The sequence below is a fragment of the Pseudomonas sp. CFBP 13710 genome, assembly GCF_014842235.1.
GTDB lineage: Bacteria > Pseudomonadota > Gammaproteobacteria > Pseudomonadales > Pseudomonadaceae > Aquipseudomonas > Aquipseudomonas baltica.
Genome location: NZ_JACYVJ010000001.1, coordinates 353,261 through 379,009 on the forward strand (window position 1 = coordinate 353,261; position 25,749 = coordinate 379,009).

Sequence of the window (25,749 nt, forward strand, 5' to 3'; positions counted from 1 at the left end):
TGAAACTCAAACCTTGCGCTTGATCGAGATCGACGACGCCGCGCTGATCACCAGGTCGGCATAGCGTTTGCTGTCGCGTTCCGGTACCCAGCGCGAGCGGGATACCGCAAGGTTCACCGCGCCGATGCCCCGGCCATTGCCATCGACGATGGCCGCGGCCGTGGACACATCGCCGTAAAAGAACTGGTCTTCGGTATGCGCATAGCGGCGCTGGCGAATCTGCTCGATGCTGGCCCAGATCTGCTCTCGGTCGGTGATGGTCGCCGGCGTGTGCTGGACGAACTGGCTGCGGTCGAAGATATCGTTGACCTCGTCGTCGCTGTAGGTCGCCAGCAGCGCCTGGCCCGGCGCGGTGCACCAGGCCGGCAGGCGAGTGCCGATGATGACGCTGGCATTGAACACGTGTCGGCTGACGATCCGCTGCACGTAAACGATGTCGGTGCCGTCGAGCACCGTCAGGTTGGTTGCCTCTTCGGTGTCCGCGCTCAACTGCTGCAGGTAGGGCGCGGCACGGGTCACCAGTTCGCTGGATGTCAGGTAGTGGTAGGTAAAGTCCAGCAGCCGCGGCGACAGCTCGTACTTCTTGCTGCTGTCCTTGTTCAGGTAGCCCAGGGTTGCCAGCGTATGAGTGAAGCGCTGCGCGGCGCTGAGGTCCATGCCGGTCAGCCCGGCGATGTCGGACAGCGACAACTGACGCTGGCTGCCGTCGAAGGCCATGAGCACTTTCATGGCCTTGTCGACGGACTGCACGTAGAGCGAGGAGGCCGTTGGGTCGGCAGGAGGTTTCTTCGGGGTACTGGCCATGAACGCAACACATTGGTGAAAAAACCGATTATCCGGCAGTTACCCGGCACTTTCTATCGCTATTCACTAAACCGTTACCGCACAGGCCGCTCGCGGCCCATCGTTCAACTGCGACTGTCCCAGGCTTGGGTGACATCCTTTGGCAACAGGTGCTTCTTGATACGCTCACTGGGCGTCAGCTCGAACTGCTCCACTTGTTGGTAGTAGCGTGGTAACTGGTAGGAGGCGCAGCGCAGCGCGGCCCACTCGAGCATGGCCTGCCACTGCGCAGCAGTGCCGGCCTCCAGTTGTACGAACAGCAGAATCTCCTGCTCGCCCACCGCCGATTCGACGCCCAGCGCCGCGCAGGCTTTCACCGCAGGGTGGGCGCTGAACACCCGCTCCACTTCCCAGGCCGAAACGTTCTCGCCACGCACACGCATGCTGTCGGTGCGACGTCCGACGAAGAACAAGTCGCCCTCGGCATCCATGCGTGCCATGTCACCGGTGAACAGCCGGCCATCGCGCAGGGCGCTGGCGGTGGCTTCTGGGTTGTCCAGATAGCCGGGCAGGAAAACGCCTTCGACTTCACTGGATAGCACGATTTCCCCCAGTTGCCCCACTTCGACCGGCGTACCGTCGCTATCCAGCAGTTCTACGCTCAGCCAGGGCAAGGCGCGGCCGATCGAGCCTGGCTTGCCGGTACGGTTCAAGGTGGCGAAGCTGGAGCACTCGGTCATGCCGTAGCACTCGCGCAGCGGACAACCGAAACGTTGCTCGATTGCCGCCCAATTGGTCAGGCTCACACCCGCACCCCAAAGGGTACGCAGGCTATGCCGGGCAGGCCACTGCTCGGCCGGCTGCTGCATGAGGATATCGATGATCCCGCCCAGGTAATGCAACTGGGTCGCCTGCACTTCCACGCACTGCGCCCAGAATTTGCTGGCGGAAAAGCGCTGCACCACGTTCAGGCTGACTTCGGCCAGAAACGGCATCAACAGCATCTGCGCGCCGCCAATATGGCACAGCGGCTCCCACAGCAACAGGCGGTCGCCGGCCTTCACATCCGCCACTTGCAGCACTGCCTCGCTGGCAATGCGCAGCATGCGGTGGGTGAACACCACGCCCTTGGGCGCCCCGGTGGTGCCGGAGGTGTAGATCACGCAGAGCGTGGCATCGGCTGCGCTGTGTTCTAGCCGCAAGTCCGCCGCCGGGTAGGCCAGGGCCTGCTCGTGCAGCACGTCGATGCCGACACAGTCGAGCTGGGCGGCAGCGCTGTCCGCCAGGCGTTCGGCAAACTCGGCATCGCCGACCACCAGGTCGGGACGCGCGTGCTCGAACGGGTAGTCCAGGCCGGGACCACGCAACTTGGTGTTGATCGGAATCCACACCAGGCCGCTGAGGATCAGCGCGTAGATCAACACGATCTGGTCGTCGCTGTTGCCCAGCATGACGGCTACCCGTTGTCCGGCGCGCAGGCCGCGTTCGGCCAGGACCTGCTGCAAGGCGGCGACCCGTTGGCGCAACTCCAGGGTAGCGAGCGATCGGCCCTCGAAGGTGACGCGCACGGCATGGTCGTCGATCAGCAGGCCGGCATGGATCAGCGGCGCGGTGGTGAGCTGATCGTGGCTGATGCGATGCGGGAAGAAGCGAGTGTATGGATGCATCGTTCAGAGCCCTTGACGTTTGGAAGTGGAACGCCGCGATACCCATTGGGCAATCACGGCAAACAACACGATGAACACCAGCAAGGTGGTGGAAACCGCAGCCAGGGTGGGGGTGAGCGCCAGCTGGATGCTGTCCCACATCTGCTTGGGCAGCGTGGTATTGATGCCACCGCTGACAAAAATGGCGATGGTCAGGTCGTCGAACGAGGTGATGAAGGCCAGCAGAAACGCGGAGACCAGGCTCGCCGACATGAGCGGCAGGGTCACGGTGCGCAGCCGGGTGAACGCGCCGGCGCCGAGAATCCGCGCGGCATCGTCGAGGCGCCAGTCATACTGCTTGAACGCCGCCGACAGGGTGACCACCACGTAGGGCAGGGCCAGTACCGTGTGGCCCAGCACCAGGCCGATGTCCTTGCCCGCCAGGCCAAGCCTGGAAAACAGGTACAACAGGCCCAGGGCAATCACGATGCGCGGCACGATCAGCGGGGCGATGAACAACGCGAACAGGCCTTTGCGCCACCCCGCGCTTACCCGGGTCAAGGCCAGGGTCGCACCGAAGCCCAACACCAGCGCCAGCAGCGCGGTGGCCACACCGACGCCCAGCGAGCGGAACAGGGCGGCCTGCCACACCGCGGAAGTGAAGAATTCCTCGAACCACTTCAAGCTGAACAGCTTGGGCGGGAAGGCAATGAACGGGCTGCTGGTGAATGCCAGCGGAACGACCACCAGCACGGGCAGGATCAGCAGCATGACCAGCAGCACGCTGTAACCGGTCAGCAAGGCGCCATCGCCACTGCGCCGCGGCGCCTTGCCCCGGCCCGAAAAGCAGTGCCCCAGCCAGATCAGAATCTGCAGGCCCATTCCGGACTGACGTTCCTTGGGCGCCTCGCCGCCGAGCGAAGACAGCCCGGCGATGCGGTCGTAGATCACGAACACCACCAGCGAGCAGGCCAACAGCACCACCGAAAGAGCGCCGGCGAAGTTCATGTCGAACAGGTCGAGCACCGAGGAAATCACCAGCTGCGCCACCATCATTTCCCGTGGCGAACCCAGCAGCGCAGGGACGATGAAGAAACCCAGGCTGGTAATGAACACCAGCAGACCCGCCGCGGCGATGCCGGGGGCCGAGAGCGGCAGGAAGATGCTGAAGAAACTCATCGAACCGCTGGCGCCCAGCGTCTGTGCGGCCGGCGCGAGGCGCTGGTCGATGCTGCGCATGATCGGCAGCAGGGTAATCACCGCCAGCGGCAGCATCGAGTGGACCATGCCGATCAGCACCCCCGAAAGTGCGGGCACCAGGCCGGATGGGTTGTCCAGCACGTCGGCGGCGAGCGTGGTCAGCAAGCCCTTGCGTGACAGCAGCAGCATCCACGCATAGGTCTTGACCAGGTAGCTGGTCCAGAACGGCAGCATGATCCACAGCAGCCAACGTTCGCGACCCATGGGCGAGAGCCGGGTGAGCAGGTAGGCCACGGGGTACGCGAGCAGCACCGACAGCACGGCCGTCAGCGCCGAGATCCAGAAGGTAATGCCCAGAACGCGGGCGTACACCGGGGTCGAGGCGATCCGTTCGAAATTGCCCAGGCTCAGCTCGCCGCTGGCGTTCTGGAAACTGCCCATGAGCATTTCCGCCACCGGCAGCAGAAAGAACAGTGCCAGGAAAAGCAGGGCGGGGATGGCCGGAATCAGGCCTTTGCGCCAGTTCATGAGGTGGCCTGCGCGGGCAGCAGGGTGGCCCGTGTGGGATTCCAGGCGATGCCAACCGGGTCACCGACGCGCGGGCTGAGCTCGCGTGAACAGCGCACACTGAAGCGGTTGCCCGAAGGCAGGCGGACCAGGGCGCGGGTGTCGCTGCCCAGGAATACGCATTCATCGACGATGCCCTGCAGCAAGCCGGCAGTGGGTTCGGTCAAGCGCGCGGCTTCGGGCCGGATGAGCAGGAACGCTTCCGTGCCGGCACTCGGCGCCTGGTGCCCGGCGCAGCCTGCCAGGTCCAGCCGTTGGCCTTCGACCTGCAGGTGGCCGGTGCCGTCGCGCTGGCCCTGGAGCAGATTGGAGTGGCCGATGAACTCGGCGGCGAAGCGTGTTGCCGGGCGATCGTAGAGCTCTTCTGGCGTGGCCAGCTGTTCGATGCGCGCGCGGTTCATCAGGCAGATGCGATCCGAGAGGGTCAGCGCCTCTTCCTGGTCGTGGGTGACATAGATGAACGTAGCCCCCAGTTCCTTGTGCATGCGGCGGATTTCCAGCTGCATGTGCTCGCGCAGGTTCTTGTCCAGGGCGCCCAGCGGCTCGTCGAGCAGGATGATCGAGGGACGGTAGGCGAAGCAGCGGGCCAGGGCGATCCGTTGTTGCTGGCCACCGGACAGTTCGTTCGGGTAGCGATGGGCGAAATCCTCCATGCGCACCATGCCCAAGGCGTCGTCGACCGCCTGGTTGACTTCGTCCTTGGGGTATTTGCGCATGCGCAGCCCGTACGCCACGTTGTCACGCACGCTCATGTGCGGGAACAACGCATAGCTCTGGAACACCAGGCCGATGCCGCGCTTTCCGGGGGCGATGTGGGTCGCGTCCTGGCCATCGATCAGCAACTGCCCGCTGTCCGGTGGGACCAGCCCGGAAATCATCTGCAGCAAGGTGGTCTTGCCCGAGCCCGAAGGCCCGAGCAGGGTCAGGAACTCGCCTTCGCGCACCTGGATATCGGTGGGTTGCAGGGCGACGAACTGACCATAGGTCTTGCCCAGGCCACGGGTTTCAAGTTTCACGCTCATGCATCGACTCCCTTACGACAAGATCCAGGCGTTGAACCGCTCGGTCACGGCAGTGCGGTTCTCTGCCCACCAGGCAGGGCTGGGCAGACGCATGTTTTTCAGGTTCTGCGGGGCGGTCGGCAGCAGCGCCGCACGCTCTGCCGGAATGAACTCGAAGGATTTGCGATTGGTCGGGCCGTAGGCCAGGGTGTCGGTGAAGTCGGCCTGGCGCTTGGCGTCGGCGCAGAAACGCACGAACTGTTTGGCCATGTCGGCGTGCGGGGTGCCCTTGGGGATGGCCCAGCCTTCGATCGAATAGAGCCCCTGGTTCCAGACGATCTGCACCGGTGCGCCGTTGTCGATGGCAGCCTGGGCGCGGCCGTTCCAGGCCGAGATCATGTCGACCTCGCCGCTCTGGATGGCTTGCATGGCTTGCGCGCCCGAGGTCCACCACAGGTCGATGTGCGGTTTGATCTTGTCCAGGCTCTTGAAGGCGCGGTCGACGTCCATCGGGTACAGCTCGTCGAGGCTGACGCCATCCGCCAGCAGGGCCTGTTCCAGTGTGTCCAGCGGGCTGCGGCGCAGGCAGCGGCGGCCGGGAAATTTCTCGACGTTCCAGAAATCTGCCCAGCTCTGCGGGCCGTTGCCGTCCTTGAAGGTGTCGGTGCGGTAGGCCAGCACCGTGGAGTACACGTCGACACCGAGGAAGTTGGCAGTGATGGCCTCGGGAAGCAGGTCCGGGTATTCGCTCGCCGACAACCCGATCGGTTCGAGAAAGCCTTGGGCTTCGAGGTAGGGGATGTCCGCGGAAATGGTCAGGGTGGTGACGTCCCATACGTAGTTGCGGGTTTTTACCATGGCCGAGAACTGCGCCACCGGCTGGGACTCACGCGCCACGCTGATGACTTTGATGCCGGTGGCTTTTTCGAAGGGGTCGTAGAAAGCCTTGCGGTAGGCCACGGTGTAGGGACCGCCGGGGTCGGAGACGATGATCTGTTTATCGGCGGCGCGGACCACGCTGGGCAGGCCGCAGACCAGTGCGACCGTGGCGCCGGCCTTGAGCAACCGACGGCGTCCGGGGTTGGAAGGTGTGTGCATGACAGTCTCCTACAGAAAACGAATGGATCGTTGGGTAGTCAGGACGTCGGCAGTCAAAGCATTGCAAGAGCCGGGGTAGGTACATGGCCGCCGCCGTGCGTGGTGCGATGAAATCATTTCCCGCGAGAGCGGGCTCAGTGGGAGCGGGTCTCTGCCCGCGAAAAGGGCTCCGCGGTATATCAGTGACTCCGCGTTGCTGCCTTCGCGGGCAGGGCCGCGCTCCCACAATCAACTCACTTTCACAAGGCAGGGCTTTATTTGGCGCGGGCCTTGAAGAAGGCTTCCATCATTCGCTGTGGCTCGCCGGAGTCGTATGCCTCCTTCTGCAGGCGACGGCCGGCAGCAATGCAGTCCTTGAAGCCAGGCTCGCTCATTTCGCGGAAGCGCTGCTTGTCCAGGCGCATGGCGATCGGGGGCTTGGCGGCCAGTTCTTCGGCGATTTCCAGGGCCTTGCTCATCACTTGATCGGCTGGCACCAAATGGTGGATCAAGCCGATCTGCTTGCATTCATCGGCGTCCATCAAACGGCCGGTCAGCGTCAGCTCGATGGTGCGCGACATGCCCAGCATGCTGTTCATGATCCACGGACCGGTAGTGCTGGGGATGCCCGAGTTGATCTCTGGCTGGCCCATGCGCACGCCCGGGTGGCCGACGCGGATGTCACCCAGCAGCGCGACCTGAAACGCGGAACCAGCAGCTGTGCCATTGAGGGCGATGATCAGTGGTTTGGACAGGCCGCGCAGGGTGGCGTAGTAGCGCTCCCACTCGCCGACCCATTCAACGGCGCGGTCACCGTCGAAATCGTGGGCTTCGGAAAGATCCTGGCCTGCCGAAAAAGCGCGGTCGCCAGCGCCGGTCATGATCACGGCCTTGATTTCCGGGTCGGCGTTGTAGCCGTTCAAGGCTTCGATGATTTCGTTACGCATCGGCGTGGTCCAGGCATTCAGCACTGCCGGACGATTGAGGGTGATGACAGCGACAGGCCCTTTGATTTCTAGCACGATGTCTGACATGTTTATCTCAATGCGATAGTTGATGTGGAATAACGATAGAATTATCTCGCAGGATGCGCAACAGGTTTGTTTGGAAATCTTGGGGCTGGACCAATGGCAAAAAAAATCGCGGCCACGTACCGCTCCCACAGGGCTTACTGACCTGTAGGAGCGGTCCGTGGCCGCGAAGGGCGCGGCGGGGGTATCAGCTAATACGCGGTGGGAGTTTCACGGCCGATGACCGCTCCCACCGTACGGGGGCGGGTCAGGTCACGACGCGGTAGCACGGCACATAGGCTGCGCCACCTGGCAGTTTCATGCGGTTCTGCTCGACGAACGCCTGCAGCAGTTTGTCCAGCGGTTCCATGATCGCGGCATCACCGCGAATCTGGTACGGGCCATGCTCTTCGATCAGACGAATGCCCTTGTCCTTCACGTTGCCCGCCACGATCCCGGAAAACGCCCGGCGCAGGTTCGCCGCCAGTTGATGCGGGGGCAGGGCGTGGCTGAGTTCAAGATCGGCCATGTTGGCGTGGGTCGGGTCGAACGGCCGCTGGAAGCTTTCCTCGATCTTCAACAGCCAGTTGAAGTGAAAGGCGTCGTTGCGCTCGCGGCGGAACAGCTTCACCTGCTTCAACGACTCGGTCATCTCCCGCGCCACGTCGGCCGGGTTGTCGATGATGATCTGGTAATGCTGTCGAGCCGCTTCGCCCAGGGTCGCCACGACAAACTGGTCCAGCTGCTGCAGGTACGCCTGCGCACTCTTGGGGCCGGTCAGGATCACCGGAAACGGCAAGCCCTGGTTGTCCGGATGCATCAGAATCCCCAGCAGGTACAGAAACTCTTCGGCCGTTCCTGCGCCGCCGGGGAAGATGATGATCCCGTGACCGACCCGTACGAACGCTTCCAGACGTTTCTCGATATCCGGAAGAATGACCAGCTCGTTGACGATCGGGTTCGGCGCTTCCGCGGCGATGATACCCGGCTCGGTCAGGCCCAAGTAACGCCCGCCGCTCATGCGCTGCTTGGCATGGGCAATGGTGGCGCCTTTCATCGGCCCCTTCATCACGCCAGGGCCGCAACCGGTACAGATGTCCAGCCGGCGCAGGCCCAGTTCGTGGCCAACTTTCTTGGTGTACTTGTATTCGTCCGAGTTGATCGAATGGCCACCCCAGCACACCACCATCTTCGGCTCGAGGCCGGCACGCAGGGTGCGGGCGTTGCGCAATAGATGAAAGACGTAGTCGGTAATGCCCTGGGAATCGCTCAGGTCGATGCGCTGGCTGTCCAGCTCGCTTTCGGTATAGACGATGTCGCGCAGTGCGCTGAACAGCATCTCGCGGGTACTGGCGATCATCTCGCCATCGACGAAGGCGTCCGCCGGGGCGTTCAGCAGCTCAAGGCGCACGCCACGGTCCTGCTGATGGATACGCACTTCGAAATCCCGATAGGCGTCGAGGATGGTCTTGGCGTTGTCGACATGGGCGCCGGTATTGAGAATGGCCAGGGCGCACTGGCGAAACAGGGTATAGGTGCTGCCTGAACCGGCGGCACTGAGTTGCTGCACTTCACGCTGGGAGAGGGTTTCCAGGCTGCCCTTGGGGCTCACCGACGCATTGATCACATTTCTTGGGGCCATTCTATATTCCCTTAACGCAACGTAGCGCGGCCACATGGGCCGCGCCATCCGGATAATGAGCGACTTCACCGGCGCCAGGCGGTCTGGCCCGGGCGCTGAGTCTGCTGGTCCTGCGGGTGAAAAACCGGTTCCGCCCCAATCTTGGGGCAGTTGGACACCGGCTTCATCTTACTCCGCGGTGCCGCGCGGCGGTCAACGTCCGTCGCCACAAAAACTTCAATGCAGTGAATCGCTTGGCAGCGCACCGGGTTACCTGTGACACTTACGTTGACCGAGTCGTGAACCTTACACACACACGCCCGGTCGATAGCTGCGGCCCATTCATTTACTTGTGCCGCTTTCGGGTCAATGCTGTGGATACCTGCCAGCGGTTGTCATGGCCCGTCTACTTCCTGGAGAACACCCCGTGATACTGATCAGACCCTCGGCCACGCTCAAAGCATGGGGCGCCCACGGCTTCACCGCCACAGGCGTGGTGCTGGCCTTTCTTGCCACACTGGCGCTGTTCGACGGCCAGCCGAAAATCTGCCTGCTGTGGCTGGGCCTGGCGCTGGTGGTCGACGGCGTCGACGGTGCACTGGCACGCAAGCTCAACACCCAGTCGTTGCTGCCACACTTCGACGGCTCGACACTCGACCTGGTCATCGATTACCTGACGTACGTGTTCATTCCGGCACTGTTCATCTATCGCTACATTCCACTGCCCGAATTCACCTTGCTGATCACCGTCAGCATCATTCTGGTGTCGTCGTTGTTCTGTTTCTGCAACGTCAACATGAAGAGCAAGGACAACTACTTCGTCGGCTTTCCCGCGGCCTGGAACGTAGTGGCGCTGTGCATGTACATCATCTCGCCGTCGCCGTGGATCGCGCTGCTCACCGTTGTCGGGCTGGCGCTGCTGACCGTCACCAAGATGAAGTTCCTGCACCCGTTCCGGGTTCGCCGTTTCATGGCGGTCAACATCGCAGTGACGTCGATCTGGTTGCTGTGCACCTTCGTGCTGATCCTCAACCACCCCGCCAGCAACCCGGTGGCCATGGGTCTGTGGAGCTTGATGTCGGCGTACTTCCTGGGTGTGTGCTTCTGGCGCACGGCGGTCGAATGGATCGGCCGCACGCGCACCTAGCAGCCGATCAAGCAGCAGCCGGTCAAGCGCCCGGCAGGTTCAACATCTCGATCCACAATGCGCCTTTGCCAGAAGGCGCTTCTGCCGTACGGGTCAGCGCACCCGCTGCGCCCACGGCATAGCTGCCCACCTTGTCGGCCTTTTCCCCGGTCACCAGCAACCAGCGTCCGCTGGGCGAGAAGGCGATGTTGCGCGGCTGCTTCTCCTGCAGCGGGTAGTTGCCCTGGAAGCTCAGCGTGCCGCTGGCGGGATCGGCCTTGAACGCCGAGACCGAACTGGTGGTGCGTTCAGTGATGTAGATCAGCTGACCGTCAGGCGATACGCGAATGTCCGCAGCCCAGATACGTGGCGTCGGATCATCCTTGAGGTCGTTGTTGCCGGCATTGCGAATCTCGCCGTGCACCAGGTTCAGCGACTTGGGCACGCCTTCGACATGGGCGACCTTGGTCAGGGCACCGGTCTGCGCGTCGATGGAAAAGCTGTCGACCGTACCGCTCAGCTCGCCCACTACGTAGAGAAACTTGCCGCCTGGCGCGAACGCGATATGCCGGGGGCCGCTGCCGGCGGTGACTGAGGCATGGCCGTTACCGATGGGTTCCAGGGTGCCGCTGCTGTCGTCCAGCGTGAATTGCAACACCTGGTCCACGCCCAGATTGCCTGCGTAGACGAAACGGTTGCTGGGGTCGCTGCGCACGGAGTGGGCGTAGGGGCCGGTCGGGTAGACCTTGATGTCCTCGCCGGGACGGTGCTCGGCATCTATGGGTTGTACGGTCAGCACATTGCCGCCATAGGAAGCACCCATCAGGTAGCGGCCGGTACGGTCGGTGCTCAGGTAGGCCAGGCTGGCTGCCAGCGGGGCTTCGGCGGCGGCGTCCAGTTGGCCGCTGGCCGGGTCGATGCGATAGGCCATGACGCGGAACGGCTTGACCCGAAGGGCGGCGTACAAGGTCGAACCGTCGGGGCTCAGGGCCATGGGATTGACCTGGTCGCCCGCGTGAGTCTGGTGCACCAGCGTCAGCGATCCGGTGTTTTCGTCCAGGCGGTACTGGGAAATCATGCCGTCCTCGGGGCTCGAGATATAGGCGAAGGTACTGGCCTGGGCCAGGCCGCCGGCGCAGCCGATGGCGGCGGCAAGAAGCAGATGTTTACGCATGGAAGAACCTCGGCTTTGTTGTTGTAGTCAGTCATCCTATGAGTGCGTGGTGACGAAGTAAAGCGCCCCGGCTGGGTACGCTGGGCCGGTGGCCAGCGTGCCCAGCCAGGCGCCGCCTACAGGGTGTAGTGGACCAGGTGCGGTGCCAATGGGATGCGCGCGACACCTTCATCCAGCACCAGTGGCTTGCCGTCCAGCAGGCAGCCACGACCACCGTCGTCGCTGCGCTCCACACTGATGTGCACGTGCCCGCCGGGCACGCGAACCTGCACGCTGAACCCTGCCCACCGGGCCGCGATACGAGGGTCGAGCAGCAGCCATTGTCCCTCGCGGCGCACACCGAGAATGCCCTCGATGCCGGCGCGGTACATCCAGCTGGCCGAGCCGGTGTACCAGGTCCAACCGCCACGCCCGACATGGGGCGCAACCGAATAGACATCCGCGGCGATCACGTACGGCTCGACCTTGTAGCGTTGCACGCTGGCGGCGTCCAACGCATGGTTGATGGGGTTGAGCAGGTCGATCAACGCCAGTGCCTCATCACCGCGGTGCTGCCTGGCGAAGGCCAGGATTGCCCACATGGCCGCATGGCTGTATTGCCCGCCGTTTTCGCGCAGGCCGGGTGGGTACGCCATCAAGTAGCCGGGATCGTGCGGCGAATGCTCGAACGGCGGAGTGAACAGCAGCGCGATGCCGTCTGCCGGTCGCACCAGATGCTCATTGACTGCGCTCATGGCCTGCTGGGCTCGTTCGGGCTGCGCGGCGCCGGACAGCACGGCCCAGCTCTGTGCGATCGAGTCGATGCGACATTCCGGATTGCCGTCGGCGCCCAGCCACGTGCCATCGTCGAACGTTGCGCGGCGATACCACTGGCCATCCCAGGCGTGGGTTTCCAGCGCGGTCTGCAACTGCAGGTAGGCTTGCTGCCAGCGCTGTGCCCGCGGGCAGTCGCGCCGGGCTGCCAAGGCGATGAAGCGCTCCAGGCTGGCCAGCAGCATCCAGCCCAGCCAGACACTCTGTCCGCGACCCTGTTCACCCACCCGGTTCATGCCATCGTTCCAGTCGCCGCTGCCGATCAGCGGCAGACCCATGTCGCCCATCTGCTCCAGGCTGCAGTCCAGCGCCAGGGCGCAGTGCTCGTACAGGGAAGCGGATGACGCAGCGGTTTGCGGCAGGAAGAAGCGATCGGTTTCGCCGCTGGCCAGGGGCTCACCTTCAAGGAAAGCGACAGGGGCGTCGAGCACCCCTTCGTCGCCACTGCTGCGAACGTACTCGGCGGTGCAATAAGCCAACCAGGCCCGGTCGTCGCTGATGCGGGTGCGCACCCCCTGACCGGAATGAGGCAGCCACCAGTGCTGCAGGTCTCCTTCGACGAACTGCCGACCTGCAGCGCGCAGCAGATGTTCGCGGGTCAGGTGCGGTGCTGCCAGGCTCAAGGCCAAGCCATCCTGCAACTGATCGCGCAAGCCGTAGGCGCCACTGGCCTGGTAGAACGCCGAGCGTGCCCACAGGCGGCAGACGATGGTCTGGTACAGCAACCAGCCGTTGAGCATGATGTCCAGTGCCCGGTCCGGGGTGCGCACCTGCACGGCTTCGAGCCTGTCGGCCCAGCTGTCGCGCACGCGTTGCAGCACACCGTCCAGATGTTCGTGGCGGTACTTGAGCACCAGACGCTGGGCTTGTTCCAGCGACGGCGCCTGGCCGACCAGCCATACCAGTTCGATCTGCTGCCCGGCTGCCAACAGCACTTCATGCTGCTGGGCGGCACAGGGATCGAGCCCGGCGGCGCTGGCGCCGGCCAACGGCGCCGAGGAGGCGAGCGCAGCCGGGGCGGCGTAGCTGCCGTGACGGCCAAGAAACTCGGTGCGGTCGGCCGTCCAGTGGCCGATACCACCGGCCAGGTCGGAAAATGCCACGCGTCCGGCAAAGGCGATGGCGCACGGGTTGCGTGCCAGCAGGGCCCCGGTACGAGCATCCACTTCGCTGATGAGCCCCGCAGCGGTGGCCGCGCGCGAGGTACCCAGCACCCATTCCAGGTAGCTGAACACGCTGAGTCGGCGCGGTTTGTCGCTGAGGTTGCGCACGCTCAGACGGCTGATCTTGACGGCGTCCTCCAGTGGCACGTATTGCAGCAGACCCATGTGCAACTGGTTGGCGCTGTGCTCGAAGCGGCTGTAGCCGAACCCGTGCCGCGCGCTGTAGCGCCCTTCGTCACGCACGGGCCATGCACAGGGCCCGGTGATGACACCATTGGCGTTGTCGCGTACGTACAGGGCCTCGCCGCTGGCGTCGCCCACCGGGTCGTTGCCCCAAGGAGTGAGCTGGTTCTCCCGGCTGTTCAGCGCCCACGTGTACCCGGCGCCCTGGGTCGAGACCTGGAAGCCGAAATTCTGATTGGCGATGACGTTCAGCCAGGGTACCGGGGTACATGCGCCCTGGTCGAGGAGGGTGACGTACTCGCGGCCTTCATCGGCGAAACCGCCCAGGCCGTTGAAACACTCCAGCACTTCCTCGACCGCCTCGGGGGCGCCGGCAGTAGCGGCAGCGCTCGTCGCCCGTTGCGGCCACTGCGCTTTGCGATCAGGTACGCCCTGGCTCGGACGCAGGCCGATCTGCGCATTGATGCATCCGCTGTGGGCGCGCAGCACCAGGCGCGCGGTGGCCAGCAACAGGCTGCGCGCATCGCCCGGCAACAGATCGGCCCGCAGCGTGTACACCGTACCGCGGCTCAATACCGCGCTGGGTCCGGGTCGCGATTGACTGCTGCGCACTGCGGTTTCCACAGCAATCTGCAGGTCCTGCTGATAGCTGGCGTCACGCTCGTTGAGGATCACCAGGTCCACGCTCAGGCGCTTCATTCGCCAGTATTCGTGGGCCAGCAGCAGTTCGCGCACTTGCGGCAGATCTTCGATGTCGTCGATCTGCAGCAGTACGATGGGCAGGTCACCCGAGATGCCCATTGGCCACAGGCCGGCCTGGCTGCCTGCACCGCGCAGGATACTCAGCGCCGGTGCGCGCCATCGTGCGTCGGCGTACAACAGGGACGCGCTCAAGCGCTGGAAGTCGGCTGCCGCCTCGGCGTCGATATCCAGATGGCGCAGTTGCACCTGTGCCTGGGTCCAGGCCAGGGTCTTGGCGCGCTCGTAGGCACTGTGCTCATGGTGCTTGTCGATCAGGCCCAGCAGCGCTTCGCGGCTGTCGGCCACCACGGTCCAGAAGGCGATGTCCACGCTCTGGCCCGGAGCGATGCTGAGGCAGTGACGCAGGGCGAACAGCGGGTCGAGCACCGTGCCGACGCTGTTGGACAGTGTTGCGCCGGCCTTCAGGGCGGTGGCCTGGAGCAAGGTGTGCTCGCGGCCGAGAAAGGCGGCGCGGTCACTTTCGTACTGCACCGGGCCGTCCAGCGGCGTGTCGAGCACTGCGAAGTGAGCGGCCCAGACCTGCGGCTCCTCGCTGCCGCGCGGCCGCCGGGTAGCCACCAACGCGGCATATTCGGGCAGGTACTCGGTGACCACGAACAGCTTGGCAAAGGCCGGGTGAGCGCTGTCGGCCGAAGCGGCGCCCAGTACCAGTTCGCTGTAGGTGGTCAGTTCCACGGAGCGGGTCTGCTCGCTGCGATTGGTCAAGGTGAATGAGCGCACTTCGCTGTCGTCCTCGCCCGACACCAGCACGGTCAATGTACTGGTCAAACCGTCGCGGTGGCTGATGAACTGGGCATGGTCCTCGGCGAACGTGACCTGGCCCAGGCAACCGTGCGCACGGGTGTCGGCAGCGGACCACAGGGTGCCCCGATCCAGATCACGCACGAACACGAACGAGCCCCACGGGTCCAGTACCGGATCTTCGCGCCAGCGCGTCACGGCCAGATCGCGCCAGCGACTGTAGCCAGTCCCGAGACCGGTCAACATCACGCAATAGCGCCCGTTGGAGAGCAGATGAGTGATCGGCGCTGCCACCGGCAGGCCATCGAGGGCGCGCTGGGTACGACCTTCCAGCGTCTCTGCGGCGACGTTATGGCCGTGTTCGGCAGCGGCTTGCAGGGCTGCGACATTGGCGGGCATGCGCTCTTGCAACAACAGCTCGCTGGCCTGGATCATCGGTTCGCGGTGAAAGCGCTCGCGCATGGCACCGTCGAGCAGCACGTTGGCGATGGCCACCACTGTCATGCCCTGGTGATGAGCCATGTAGTTGCACACGATTGCCTGCGAAGTGTCCTCGGGCAAGCGTGTCGGGGTGTAGTCGACCGCTTCGTAGAAACCGTACTGGCCGAGCGCGCCCAATGCCCGCAGGGTGGCGAAATTGGCCCAGGCGCCGGGAGCGTCGACCATCGCGGCCAATGCCGTGGCATAGGGTGCGATGACCTGGTCGTCGGCCAGCCCGCGCTTGAGCCCGAGGCCGGGCACGCCGAAGTTGGAGTATTGATAGGTGAATTCCAGATCGCGCGCATTGTAGGCCGATTCGGAAATCCCCCACGGGATGCCCAGCGACTTGCCGTAGGCCTGTTGACGCTCCACCACCAGCCGTTGTGTCTGGGTCAGCAGGCTGCCGGCGGGGGCACGCATCACCAGGGACGGCATCAGGTACTCGAACATCGACCCGGACCAGGAGATCAGGGCCGAGCCATTGCCCAACGGTGTGGCACTGCGGCCCAGGCGGAACCAGTGCCGCGTGGCGACATCGCCCTTGGCGATGGCGAACAGGCTGGCCAGGCGTGCCTCGGAAGCCAGCATGTCATAGCAGTTGCTGTCCAGCTGCTGCTCGGCGACGCGGTAGCCGATCGACAGCAACTGCCGCTTGCGGTTGAGCAGAAAGCCGAACTCCATGTCCATGGCCATGCGCCGCGCGTTATCGGCCAACGCTCGCAGGCGCGCCGAGGTGTCGCCGTGCAGTTGGCGGTCATCCAGGTGAGCCGCGAATGCCTGTTTCAAGGCTGGCAGCCAGACGCCATTACCAGGGTCGGCCGGGATTTCCCCCAACAGCCTGGCGACTGCCTGTCGACCGAGGTCGAACGGGGTCTGCAGGTGCGCCTGTATCTGGGTCAGCGGCTGGCTGCGCCCTTGTTCTTCAATGACCAGCAGGAGGGTGTCGTGCAGCCCGGAGGAGGGGTCCAGCGGACCTTGCTCGGCCCACTGTTCACAGGCATTGGCCAACGCGATCAAATGCCCGGCCAGATTGCCGCTGTCGACCGCCGACACGTACACCGGCGGCAGCGGGCGCAGATCCTGGGTGTCGTACCAGTTGTAGAAATGCCCGCGAAAGCGTTCCAGCGTCTGCATCACCGCCAGGCTCGCCTCCAGGCGCAGCAAGGTCTGGCGGGTGCCGGCCCAGCCGAAGTCCCGCGCACTAGCGGCCGCCAGCAGGTACAGGCCCATGTTGGTCGGTGAGGTGCGGTGGGCAACCACCGGGTGGGGCTGCTCCTGGAAATTGTCGGGCGGCAGGTGGTTGTCACCGGCCGTCACGAAGGTTTCGAAGTAGCGCCAGGTGCGTCGGGCAATCAGCCGCAGGTCCTGTGCCTGCGTGGCGTTCACGGGCGCGCAGGGAGTGATCGAACTGCTGCGGCTGACCCATTGTGCGATGAATGGGGCCGTCAGCCACAGCAGGGCAAACGGCACGATCAGCGCGGCATTGCCAGGCGCCTGGGCCAGTGCGACGGCGCAACCGGCCAAGGCCAGCAGCAGCCCCGGGGCCATACGACGAGCGTGTGCGCCAAGGCCCGGGCGGGGCGCGGCACCGGCCTGGGCGGCAGTGGTCCACTCCAGCAACAGGCGCTTGCTGTGAAAGACCCGGTACACACTGCGGAAGATGGCATCGAGCATCGACCAAGCCTGGTCGGGCAACCACGCCAGGTCGAGCACGAACTGCCAACTGGCCAGGCGCAAGTCATGGGTCAGGCGCTGGCCATGGCTGCGCCAGAGTACCGCCGGGCGCTTGCGCGGCGCGGCCAGGAGCAGTGCCCACACGGCAGGCAGGGCGCTGCAGGCAAGCACGGCGAAAGTTGCGATCCAGGCCTCCGGCCCAGGCAGGCACCAGGCGACCAGCAGGGCGCCCAAAGTGGCCGGCGCCACCAGCGAACGACGCAGGTTGTCGACGATTTTCCAGCGGCCAAGTGCCGGCAGTTGCGCCTTCAACAGCCATGGCAGCAACTGCCAGTCGCCTCTTGTCCAGCGGTGCTGCCGACGCATCGCGACGTCGACCCGCGCCGGAAAGGCTTCGACCACTTCGATCTCGCTGACCAGCCCGGCCCGCGCGTGAATCCCTTCGAACAAGTCATGGCTGAGCATGCTGTCGTCAGGTACACGGCCGTCCAGGGCGGCCTCGAAGGCATCCACATCGTAGATGCCCTTGCCCGTGTAGGACCCCTCGCCGAACAGGTCCTGATAGACGTCCGATACCGCTGCGGCATAGGGGTCCACCCCGCCTGGGCTGGAGAACACCCGCTGGTACAGGGAACCTTCGGCGTCGAGCGGCAGGCTCGTCGTGACCCGTGGCTGGAGGATGCCGTAGCCGGTGACTACGTTGCGTCCGTCGCGACTCAGCCGCGGTCGGTTGAGCGGGTGCGCCAACTTGCCCACCAGCCTCTGCGCGGCGTCGCGGGGCAGACGTGTATCGGCGTCCAGGGTAATCACCAGACGCACGTCTGCCGGCACGGTCTGCTCACCGAAACTGGTGTGCGCATCGCCGCGCAGCAGTCGGTTGAGCTCGTGCAGTTTGCCGCGCTTGCGCTCCCAGCCCATCCAGCATCCCTGTGCCGGGTTGTAGCGGCGCTCGCGGTGCAGCAGCATGAATCGCGCGCCGGCCTCGCCCGGACCGTGCCGCCGGTTGAGTGTGGCCACGGCCGCATGGCCGGCCGCGAGCAGGGTCTGATCGTCGTCCCTGTGCTGTTCAGCGGCGTCACCGCCATCGACCAGCAAGGCAAAATACAGCTCGCCACAGTTGCCCGACAGGTAGTGCACTTCCAGTTGCTCGATGTCTTCCAGCAGATCTGCCTCGCTGCCCAGCAGCGTGGGCACAGCGACCAGGCTGCGCCATGGGCTGGGCACGCCTTCGAGCATGTCCAGCCCCGGCAGGGCGATGGCGCCGAAGGATCGTGTCACCGCGCGGTTGAGCAGGGCACTCGCCAGCTGTGAGGCGGGCAGCGCGCCCAGCACCACCAATGCCGTCAGCCACAGGGCCGGCGCGGCGGGCAGCAGTGCCACCAGGATGGCCAGCAGCCCGGCGGTCAGTGCCAGCAGCAGGCCGACATAGCCGCCAACGCCCAACTGCCGTTGCCAGCGCAGCCAGCGCAAGCCGACTGATGGATGGAAATCTATCGCCGCTTCCAACAGCGGTCGGCCTTCGGCGATCAGTACGTGGCCAGGATCGGCTTCGCGTTCCTGCTCGGGCCTGGCGCTGGTCAACTGCAGGGCCTGCTCGGCAATCTGCAGTTCGGAAAAGGTGGAGCCGCGTGCCAACTGTTCGATGGCACTGCGGTAGAGATTGCGTGTGGTGAAATCCATGGCGGCGAAACGGCTGCCCGCACGCAGCCTGGCGTCCACCAGGCTGACGTCTTCGAACCATTGCGCCCAGTCCAGTGACGAAATCTGCCGCAGGCTGGTGATCACGTTGCGCACACTGAGGTTGGAGGCACCTTGGCGCTGCTGGGCGTGACTGACGGCCTGGCCGACGCTGCTGTTCTGTTCGTGCAGGCGTTGTGCAAGCCAGGCCAGGGCCGGGGTGGTGATCGGGTCCTTGTCGCGCAGGCGCTTGGCCAATTGCGCGGCGAACAGTTCCGACAACGGCTCGGCGCTGCGGCTGCGGATGTCGTCGTCCAGCGCACTTTGCGCACAGCCGGCAGCGAACAGGCGGTCGGCCAGGGCTTCGGCATCCAGGCGGGCGAGGTCAGCGGCGGTGATCTGATCGGTCAGCCGTCGCAGATTTTCGATCAGCACGATCCGCAGGGTGATCGCCACCGCCCACAACTCGCCGATGGTCAGCGGCTGGACCTTTTGATAGGCGTCGATGAAGCGCTGCAGCGTCGCTGGATCGAAGAAGCTGTCGGTATGCGCGACGAACGCCCACGCCAGGCCGAACACCCTTGGGTAGCCGGCGAAGGGCCCGCTCGCCAGCTTGGGCAATTGCCGGTAGTAACCTGCGGGCAGGTCCTCGCGGACACCGCGGACGTGCTCTTCGACCAGAGGGTAGTTGTCCAGCAGCCATTGGGCGGCGGGCACCACGGCGATTCCATCGGCCACCGCCGCTGCGCTGGCCCGGTAGGCCACCAGCAGCACCTGAGCGTTGTCCTTGAGGCGACGTTGCAACGACAACACCCGTGGCGGCCGGGCGCTCACGGTCTGCGCAGCAGCCAGGCTCTGGGCATGCTGTTCGAGGCGTTCGATACCGAACAGTTCTTCACGTACGGGGGCGGTGGCAAGCCAGGGATCGCTGCGCAGGGCAGCCCGGAAGGGGGTATTCAGAAACGCGTTCATGGCGGTTGTCCGTTACCCGAAGGGGCCATGCAGCATGGCACATCCAAGGATGTGCCATTGGACAGTTCGCCGTCGTTGCGGAGAAAAGCGGGTTACAGGCTGGAACGCAGGGGGATTTCTTCGCGCATGACCTGGTGGCCTTCTTCGGGGTTGCCGATCATTTCATCGTGGGCATTGCCCTGCACCAGAAACAGCTTGATATCAGCGACACCGGACAGCACCTTGCGCGCTTCCTCGACCGAGGCCACGTGCAGAGTCGCACCCTTGGCATCGGCCACCGGCTGCGACACACCTTCCAGGATGGCGTGCAGCACGTACGATCCACCTTCCATGGACACCAGGTTCACTTCGCTGACCTCGCCATTGTTGACGTGACTACTCAATTTATCGATGTTCATGCACGACCTCGAAACGGCGTGATGGACCGGAATGGCCATCGCTCTTGCCTCATGCAAGGTTTGAGGCGGCCCACACCGGCGGAGTTCAATCCAGTGGCTGTGTGCCGCCCATGGCGGCAACCCAGGTCAGATCTTCCAGCGCCCGGCGGTCTTGGCCAGCAGCTGCTGCAGTCCATCGAGGTTGTTGACCAACTGCAGGGTCAACAGGCGATAGCCGATCAGCTCACCGGGCACCACATTGGGCGCGTCGGCATCGACGCTGGCATAGTTGCGCTCGAGCCGCTCGGTGGCACCGTCGCGCAGCGCGCGGGCCATGCCCACCAGTTGTCGACGAATATGCCGGTGTTCACCGCTCAGGCACTGCTGCAATTGCGCCATGGCATTGCGGTCGGTGCCGCTGGGGCGCAGGTTGGCGAGGATTTCCAGGGTGCTCAGGCACATGCGGAAGTGGCCCTGGATCGCGTCCAGCTCGGTCATGGAAATCTTCACTTCCTTGGACACCGACGGCAGCAGCGAGCGCAACTGGACCATGTTCGCGTTGAGCTTGGACATCAGCTTCAAGTGCTCGTCGGCCGACACCGGCTGGCCGCTGACGATGCGGCTGTGGATGGTCGCGCAGCCGCGCAGTCCGGTGGCCAGGTTGTAGCGCCACGAATACACCGCATACAGCGGCAGGGCGAATGAGAACGCCAGCGCCAGGGCGATACCGATGAGAATGTCCACGGTGCGCCACAGGCCATCGGTGATTGGGTTATCGCCATGGCCGGCGACGATGAACAAGGTGATGGCCGAGAGCAGCGCGGTATAGCCGCCCTTGCCGATGGCGTGGTAGGCGAAGAAGCCGCACGCCACCGACATCAGCAGGTAGGTCATGATGGGCATTTCGAAGTAGTTCTGCTGGGCCACCACCGCCAGCCCGAGCGCGGCACCGATGAGCGTGCCGTAGGCACGTTCGACCGATTTCTTGCCGATGTTACCGTGATGCTGCAGGCCGCCAATGACGATCAGCAGGGTGACCGAGGCCCATTCGCCGTGGGGCAGGCTGAAACCACTGGTCAGCAGGATGGACACCAGCAGGGCGGCGACGATGCGCGCCGCGTGGATCAGGCGGGCATGCCGGTAACGGCGGTAGGGATCGAGCAATGGCCGCAGGACGCGACGCAACCAGACGGGTAGGGCGATAGATTTGAATGCATTCATCCGTTAAATGACCATGGGTGCCTGGAATAAGTCCGCCACGCAGTTGTCGACTTTGGGCTGGAACCTAAATTGTGTCATGGCCGCGGCCATTTATCTCGTTCAAGGAATGCTTTCGTCGATGCCTGCCTTTTCCCGCCTCAAGACTTTTCTGGGCCAGGCCCGGCGCGCCCTGCAGTTGGTGTGGGCGACCTCGCCCGGCCTGTTGCTGGGGCTGGTGCTGGCCACGCTGGCTGCAGGCATTCTGCCGGCACTGGCCGCCTGGCTGGGCCAGCGCATCGTCGATGCGGTGGTGGCTGCCATGCAGATGCACCAGCAAACCGGTGCGGCGCCCCTGTGGCCAGTGCTGCGCTACGTGCTGATGGAAGCCGGCGTGCTGGCATTGCTGGCCGCGGCGCAGCGCGGCCTGTCTGTGCAGCAGGCGCTGCTGCGGGTGCAGCTGGGGCAGAAGGTCAATACGCTGATTCTGGAGAAAGCCCAGACCCTGTCGCTGATGCAATTCGAGGATTCGGAGTTCTACGACAAACTGGTACGGGTGCGCCGCGAAGCGTCCACGCGACCGCTGGCGCTGGTGAGCAAGTCGCTGGGGCTGGTGCAGAATCTGATCTCGCTGGTCAGCTTCGGCGTCTTGCTGGTGCATTTTTCGCCCTGGGCATTGGCGATTCTGGTGGTCGGCGCGTTGCCGGTGTTCTTTGCCGAAGCGCATTTTTCCGGGGATGCCTTCCGCCTGTTCAGTCGTCGCGCACCGGAGACGCGTCGGCAGAACTACATCGAAACGTTGCTTTCCCACGAAGGCTATATCAAGGAGGTGAAGCTGTTCGGTTTTGCGCCGTTGTTGCTGCAGCGCTACCGCGACACCTTCACCAAACTGTATAGCGAGGACCGCCGGCTGACCTTGCGCCGTGACGGCTGGGGCTTCGTGCTGGGGCTGCTGGGTACGGCGGCGTTCTACCTGGCCTACGCTTGGATCGTCATCGATACGGTGAACGGCCATATCACCCTGGGCCAGATGACGATGTACCTGGTGTTGTTCAAGCAGGGCCAGAGTGCGGTGAGCAGCAGCCTCACGGCGATCGGCGGCTTGTATGAGGACGGCCTCTACCTGGCTGACCTGTATGACTACCTGGCCTACCCGGTGCAGCCTGCGCAAGGCGATATCACCCAGGGCGTAAAGCCCGGCGATGGCCTGCGCTGCGAAGGGCTGGGGTTCAGCTATCCCGGCGCGAGCCGCGCGACGTTGCAGGGCATCGACCTGCACCTGGTACCTGGCAAGAGCCTGGCGCTGGTGGGCGAAAACGGGTCGGGCAAGACCACCTTGATCAAGCTGCTGACGCGTCTGTACCGTCCGGACCAGGGGCGCATCCTGCTGGACGGAAGCGACCTGCAGGAATGGCAGGAAGACGCGCTGCGTCAGCGTATCGGCGTGATTTTCCAGGATTTCATCCGCTATCAGTTCAGTGTCGGGGAAAACCTGGGGGTCGGTGATACGCGCGCGTTCGACGACACGCAGCGCTGGCGCGAGGCAGCGGTGCAGGGCACGGCCGAGCCGTTCATCGAAGGTCTGGAGCACGGCTATGCCACGCAGTTGGGACGCTGGTTCGCGGGCGGCCAGGAGCTGTCCGGCGGGCAATGGCAGAAGTTGGCCCTGTCGCGCGCCTACATGCGCCGCGATGCCGACATCCTGATACTCGATGAGCCCACCGCAGCGCTGGATGCCAGCGCGGAAGCGGCAGTGTTCGAGCATTTTCGCGAGTACGCCCAGGGCCGCATGACGCTGCTGATTTCCCATCGCTTTTCAAGCGTGCGCAACGCCGATCATATCGTGGTGCTGGAACAGGGCAGGGTGCTGGAGCGCGGCGATCATGAACAATTGATGGCCCAGCGCGGACGCTACGCGCAACTGTTCGACCTGCAGGCGAGGGGTTATCGCTGACCGGCCTACCGCATAACGCCCTTCGCGGCCGATGACCGCTCCTACAGGGGAAGCGCAATCCCTTGTAGGAGCGGTCATCGGCCGCGAAGGGTGCGCTGCGGTTTTACCGGTTCACCGCGTGCCATTCTTCGCGGGCAGAGCCCGCTCCCACAGGAGGGCTGTGATTCGTAGGCGAGAGCGGCCGTCTATGGCTTGATCCCTTGATGCGAGTAGCCCGATGCAAGCGCTTTTGGTTGAGATACTGGATGCCGTCCGCCCCCTGATAGGGCAAGGCAAGGTTGCCGATTACATCCCGGCACTGGCCGATGTGCCTGCCGCGCAGCTGGGCATCGCCGTGTATGGCAACGACGGCGAGGTGTTCAGCGCAGGCGATGCGCACACGCCGTTTTCCATTCAGAGCATCTCCAAGGTGTTCAGTCTGGTCCAGGCGATTGGCCATTCGGGCGAAGACATCTGGCAGCGCCTGGGTCACGAACCCTCCGGACAACCCTTCAATTCCCTGGTGCAGCTGGAGTTCGAGCGCGGTCGGCCGCGTAACCCGTTCATCAATGCCGGTGCGCTGGTGATCTGCGATATCAACCAGTCGCGCTTTGCCGCACCGGCGCTGTCCATGCGTGACCTGGCCCGACGACTGTCGGGCAACCCCCAGGTGATCGTCGACGGTCGGGTGGCGGAGTCGGAGTACCAGCACCGCGCGCGCAACGCTGCCATGGCCTACCTGATGAAGTCGTTCGACAATTTTCACAACGATGTCGAGGCCGTGCTGCGCAGCTATTTCAGCCACTGCGCACTGCGCATGGACTGCGTCGACCTGGCTCGCGCGTTCTGCTTCCTGGCCAATGATGGCTACTGCAAGCACAGTGGCGAGCAGGTGTTGAGTCGGCGCCAAACCCAGCAGGTCAACTCGATCATGGCCACCAGCGGTTTGTATGACGAGGCCGGCAACTTCGCCTACCGCGTCGGCTTGCCTGGCAAGAGCGGCGTGGGTGGCGGCATCGTCGCAGTGGTACCGGGGCAGTTCACCGTCTGCGTCTGGTCGCCGGAGCTCAATCCTGCCGGAAATTCCCTGGCCGGCATGGCGGCCCTCGAACTGCTCAGCGAACGGATCGGCTGGTCGGTCTTTTAGAAGTGCGGCGAGTCACGTTACCTCCGTAGGAACGGTCATCGGCCGCGAAGGGCGTGACGCGGTATGCCTGAATGACCGCGCTGCCCTTTTCGCGGCCACGGACCGCTCCTACGTGGAATCCCGGCACCTCCGTAGGAGCGGTCACCGGCCGCGAAGGGCGCGACGCGGTATGCCTGAATGACCGCGCTGCCCTTTTCGCGGCCACGGACCGCTCCTACGTGGAATCTCGGTACATCCATAGGAGTGATCATCGGCCGCGATTAAACAAAATGTGACAGGTTGCGGTGCCCAAGCGTAGCGTTGGCCTTTAAACTGCGGCCCTCTCCAGAGGGCACAATGGCATGAACGATTTTCCGACCCGCCGTCGAGTACTCGCCGGCATGGGCATCCTCGGTCTCGGCGCGCTGGCCGGATGTGGCGACAGCAACAAGCTGTCGTTCAAGCACGGCAAAGACCTGAGCAACGAGATCCTCGGCCGCACCTTCCGGCTCAAGGATCCGCAAGGCAACGAGAAGACCCTGTCCAGCTTCCGCGGCATGATGCCCATGGTCTTCTTCGGCTTCACCCAGTGCCCGGCCGTCTGCCCGACCACCCTGGCGCGGGCGGTCCAGGCCAAGAAGCTGATGGGCCGTGACGGCGACCGCCTGCAGGTGATCTTCATCACCCTGGACCCCGAGCGCGACACCCCCGAAGTGCTCGACGCCTACGTCAAGCTTTTCGACCCCACCTTCGTGGCCCTGCGCGGCACCCTGGAACAAACCGCCGATGTCGCCAAGGAGTTCAAGGTGTTCTACGAAAAGGTCCCGATCGGCGACACCTACACCATCTCCCACACCTCGACCAGTTACGTCTTCGACTCCCGCGGCGTGCTGCGCCTGGGGTTGTCCCATTCCCTCACCGCACAAGAGTGCGCCGAGGATCTGCTCACCGTAATGGAAGTCTGCTGATGAAACCCGTTGCCAAGAAGAACACCGTCCGTCAACTCGCCACGCTCCTGGCAGCCCTGAGCCTGACCGGCTACGCCATGGCCCAGACCACGGTCGAAGATGCCTGGGCGCGCGCCACTGTGCCGGGGCAACCCGCTACAGGTGCGTTCATGACCCTCACAGCGGACTCCGACAGCACCCTGATCAGCGTCCAGTCACCCGTCGCCAAAGACACGCAAATCCACCAGTCGACCATGAACGGCGATGTCATGAGCATGCTCCCGGTCGACGAAGTCAGCCTGCCTGCGGGCGAGCCCGTGGTATTCGATGCCAATGGCTATCACGTGATGCTGATGGGTTTGATAACGCAAGTGAAGGAGGGCGACGCGGTGCCATTGACCTTGAAGATCAAGAACGCACAAGGGGAGGAGGAAACTCTGGAAGTTGAAGCCGTGGCCAGGGCACTGAATGCCCCCGACCACGCTCATGCTCACTGATG

16 protein-coding genes are annotated in these 25,749 nt (G+C 64.3%); 5 read left to right on the forward strand and 11 right to left on the reverse strand.

Annotation, left to right across the window (positions count from 1 at the left end):
- Nucleotides 1-6: 6 nt before the first annotated feature.
- From IFT44_RS01475 to ppnN, 7 genes are all read right to left on the reverse strand, one after another.
- The gene (locus IFT44_RS01475; protein WP_197979549.1) at nucleotides 7-804 is read right to left on the reverse strand and encodes an IclR family transcriptional regulator; all 798 of its coding nucleotides are present in this window, start codon (nucleotides 802-804) and stop codon (nucleotides 7-9) included.
- A 104-nt stretch (nucleotides 805-908) separates the two neighbouring features.
- Nucleotides 909-2,450, reverse strand: coding sequence for an AMP-binding protein (locus IFT44_RS01480; protein WP_192175285.1), 1,542 nt, complete (start codon nucleotides 2,448-2,450; stop codon nucleotides 909-911).
- A 3-nt stretch (nucleotides 2,451-2,453) separates the two neighbouring features.
- A complete protein-coding gene (locus IFT44_RS01485; protein ID WP_192047159.1) occupies nucleotides 2,454-4,157 on the reverse strand; it encodes an ABC transporter permease subunit in 1,704 nt (567 codons plus the stop codon).
- Nucleotides 4,154-5,218 (reverse strand): ABC transporter ATP-binding protein, encoded by a 1,065-nt coding sequence (locus IFT44_RS01490; protein WP_192175286.1) that lies wholly within the window; start codon nucleotides 5,216-5,218, stop codon nucleotides 4,154-4,156. The genes IFT44_RS01485 and IFT44_RS01490 overlap by 4 nt, the downstream gene beginning before the upstream one ends.
- A gap of 12 nt (nucleotides 5,219-5,230) precedes the next feature.
- A complete protein-coding gene (locus IFT44_RS01495; protein WP_122476971.1) occupies nucleotides 5,231-6,295 on the reverse strand; it encodes an ABC transporter substrate-binding protein in 1,065 nt (354 codons plus the stop codon).
- 254 nt (nucleotides 6,296-6,549) lie between these two features.
- On the reverse strand, nucleotides 6,550-7,308 hold the full coding sequence (locus tag IFT44_RS01500) for an enoyl-CoA hydratase/isomerase family protein (RefSeq protein ID WP_192057155.1): 759 nt from the start codon (nucleotides 7,306-7,308) through the stop codon (nucleotides 6,550-6,552).
- A 244-nt stretch (nucleotides 7,309-7,552) separates the two neighbouring features.
- Nucleotides 7,553-8,926, reverse strand: coding sequence for a nucleotide 5'-monophosphate nucleosidase PpnN (ppnN, locus tag IFT44_RS01505; protein ID WP_192057154.1), 1,374 nt, complete (start codon nucleotides 8,924-8,926; stop codon nucleotides 7,553-7,555).
- A gap of 406 nt (nucleotides 8,927-9,332) precedes the next feature.
- On the opposite strand from ppnN, the gene pcsA reads away from it, so the two are divergent.
- A complete protein-coding gene (gene pcsA, locus IFT44_RS01510) occupies nucleotides 9,333-10,052 on the forward strand; it encodes a phosphatidylcholine synthase (protein ID WP_240998720.1) in 720 nt (239 codons plus the stop codon).
- Nucleotides 10,053-10,074: 22 nt separating this feature from the next.
- Here pcsA and IFT44_RS01515 read toward each other — a convergent pair whose 3' ends face one another.
- The 4 genes from IFT44_RS01515 to IFT44_RS01530 all read right to left on the reverse strand — a co-directional run bounded on the left by IFT44_RS01515 (nucleotide 10,075) and on the right by IFT44_RS01530 (nucleotide 21,268).
- A complete protein-coding gene (locus IFT44_RS01515) occupies nucleotides 10,075-11,205 on the reverse strand; it encodes a lactonase family protein (RefSeq protein WP_122476978.1) in 1,131 nt (376 codons plus the stop codon).
- Nucleotides 11,206-11,321: 116 nt separating this feature from the next.
- A complete protein-coding gene (locus tag IFT44_RS01520; RefSeq protein WP_192175287.1) occupies nucleotides 11,322-19,670 on the reverse strand; it encodes a GH36-type glycosyl hydrolase domain-containing protein in 8,349 nt (2,782 codons plus the stop codon).
- A 92-nt stretch (nucleotides 19,671-19,762) separates the two neighbouring features.
- The gene (locus tag IFT44_RS01525) at nucleotides 19,763-20,068 is read right to left on the reverse strand and encodes a DUF6482 family protein (protein ID WP_122477040.1); all 306 of its coding nucleotides are present in this window, start codon (nucleotides 20,066-20,068) and stop codon (nucleotides 19,763-19,765) included.
- 126 nt (nucleotides 20,069-20,194) lie between these two features.
- Nucleotides 20,195-21,268 (reverse strand): FUSC family protein, encoded by a 1,074-nt coding sequence (locus IFT44_RS01530; protein WP_192175288.1) that lies wholly within the window; start codon nucleotides 21,266-21,268, stop codon nucleotides 20,195-20,197.
- Nucleotides 21,269-21,386: 118 nt separating this feature from the next.
- Between IFT44_RS01530 and IFT44_RS01535 the strand changes: the two genes are divergently transcribed.
- The 4 genes from IFT44_RS01535 to IFT44_RS01550 all read left to right on the forward strand — a co-directional run bounded on the left by IFT44_RS01535 (nucleotide 21,387) and on the right by IFT44_RS01550 (nucleotide 25,747).
- On the forward strand, nucleotides 21,387-23,198 hold the full coding sequence (locus IFT44_RS01535) for an ABC transporter ATP-binding protein (RefSeq protein WP_122476983.1): 1,812 nt from the start codon (nucleotides 21,387-21,389) through the stop codon (nucleotides 23,196-23,198).
- Nucleotides 23,199-23,415: 217 nt separating this feature from the next.
- Nucleotides 23,416-24,324: a glutaminase B gene (gene glsB / locus IFT44_RS01540; protein ID WP_122476984.1), complete on the forward strand. Its 909-nt coding sequence runs from the start codon at nucleotides 23,416-23,418 to the stop codon at nucleotides 24,322-24,324.
- A gap of 341 nt (nucleotides 24,325-24,665) precedes the next feature.
- Nucleotides 24,666-25,271: an SCO family protein gene (locus IFT44_RS01545; protein WP_122476986.1), complete on the forward strand. Its 606-nt coding sequence runs from the start codon at nucleotides 24,666-24,668 to the stop codon at nucleotides 25,269-25,271.
- Complete coding sequence (locus IFT44_RS01550; RefSeq protein WP_122476988.1) at nucleotides 25,271-25,747, forward strand: copper chaperone PCu(A)C; 477 nt, start codon at nucleotides 25,271-25,273, stop codon at nucleotides 25,745-25,747. The genes IFT44_RS01545 and IFT44_RS01550 overlap by 1 nt, the downstream gene beginning before the upstream one ends.
- Nucleotides 25,748-25,749: the final 2 nt, after the last annotated feature.

What these genes read in the sequence shown, in the direction of transcription:
- IFT44_RS01490 (WP_192175286.1), bottom strand. Translation starts at nt 5,218, where the DNA reads ATGAGCGTGAAACTTGAAACCCGTGGCCTGGGCAAGACCTATGGTCAG.
- IFT44_RS01530 (WP_192175288.1), bottom strand. Translation starts at nt 21,268, where the DNA reads ATGAATGCATTCAAATCTATCGCCCTACCCGTCTGGTTGCGTCGCGTC.
- IFT44_RS01485 (WP_192047159.1), bottom strand. Translation starts at nt 4,157, where the DNA reads ATGAACTGGCGCAAAGGCCTGATTCCGGCCATCCCCGCCCTGCTTTTC.
- IFT44_RS01550 (WP_122476988.1), top strand. Translation starts at nt 25,271, where the DNA reads ATGAAACCCGTTGCCAAGAAGAACACCGTCCGTCAACTCGCCACGCTC.
- IFT44_RS01525 (WP_122477040.1), bottom strand. Translation starts at nt 20,068, where the DNA reads ATGAACATCGATAAATTGAGTAGTCACGTCAACAATGGCGAGGTCAGC.
- IFT44_RS01475 (WP_197979549.1), bottom strand. Translation starts at nt 804, where the DNA reads ATGGCCAGTACCCCGAAGAAACCTCCTGCCGACCCAACGGCCTCCTCG.
- ppnN (WP_192057154.1), bottom strand. Translation starts at nt 8,926, where the DNA reads ATGGCCCCAAGAAATGTGATCAATGCGTCGGTGAGCCCCAAGGGCAGC.
- IFT44_RS01545 (WP_122476986.1), top strand. Translation starts at nt 24,666, where the DNA reads ATGAACGATTTTCCGACCCGCCGTCGAGTACTCGCCGGCATGGGCATC.
- IFT44_RS01495 (WP_122476971.1), bottom strand. Translation starts at nt 6,295, where the DNA reads ATGCACACACCTTCCAACCCCGGACGCCGTCGGTTGCTCAAGGCCGGC.
- IFT44_RS01535 (WP_122476983.1), top strand. Translation starts at nt 21,387, where the DNA reads ATGCCTGCCTTTTCCCGCCTCAAGACTTTTCTGGGCCAGGCCCGGCGC.
- IFT44_RS01520 (WP_192175287.1), bottom strand. Translation starts at nt 19,670, where the DNA reads ATGAACGCGTTTCTGAATACCCCCTTCCGGGCTGCCCTGCGCAGCGAT.
- IFT44_RS01480 (WP_192175285.1), bottom strand. Translation starts at nt 2,450, where the DNA reads ATGCATCCATACACTCGCTTCTTCCCGCATCGCATCAGCCACGATCAG.
- glsB (WP_122476984.1), top strand. Translation starts at nt 23,416, where the DNA reads ATGCAAGCGCTTTTGGTTGAGATACTGGATGCCGTCCGCCCCCTGATA.
- IFT44_RS01515 (WP_122476978.1), bottom strand. Translation starts at nt 11,205, where the DNA reads ATGCGTAAACATCTGCTTCTTGCCGCCGCCATCGGCTGCGCCGGCGGC.
- IFT44_RS01500 (WP_192057155.1), bottom strand. Translation starts at nt 7,308, where the DNA reads ATGTCAGACATCGTGCTAGAAATCAAAGGGCCTGTCGCTGTCATCACC.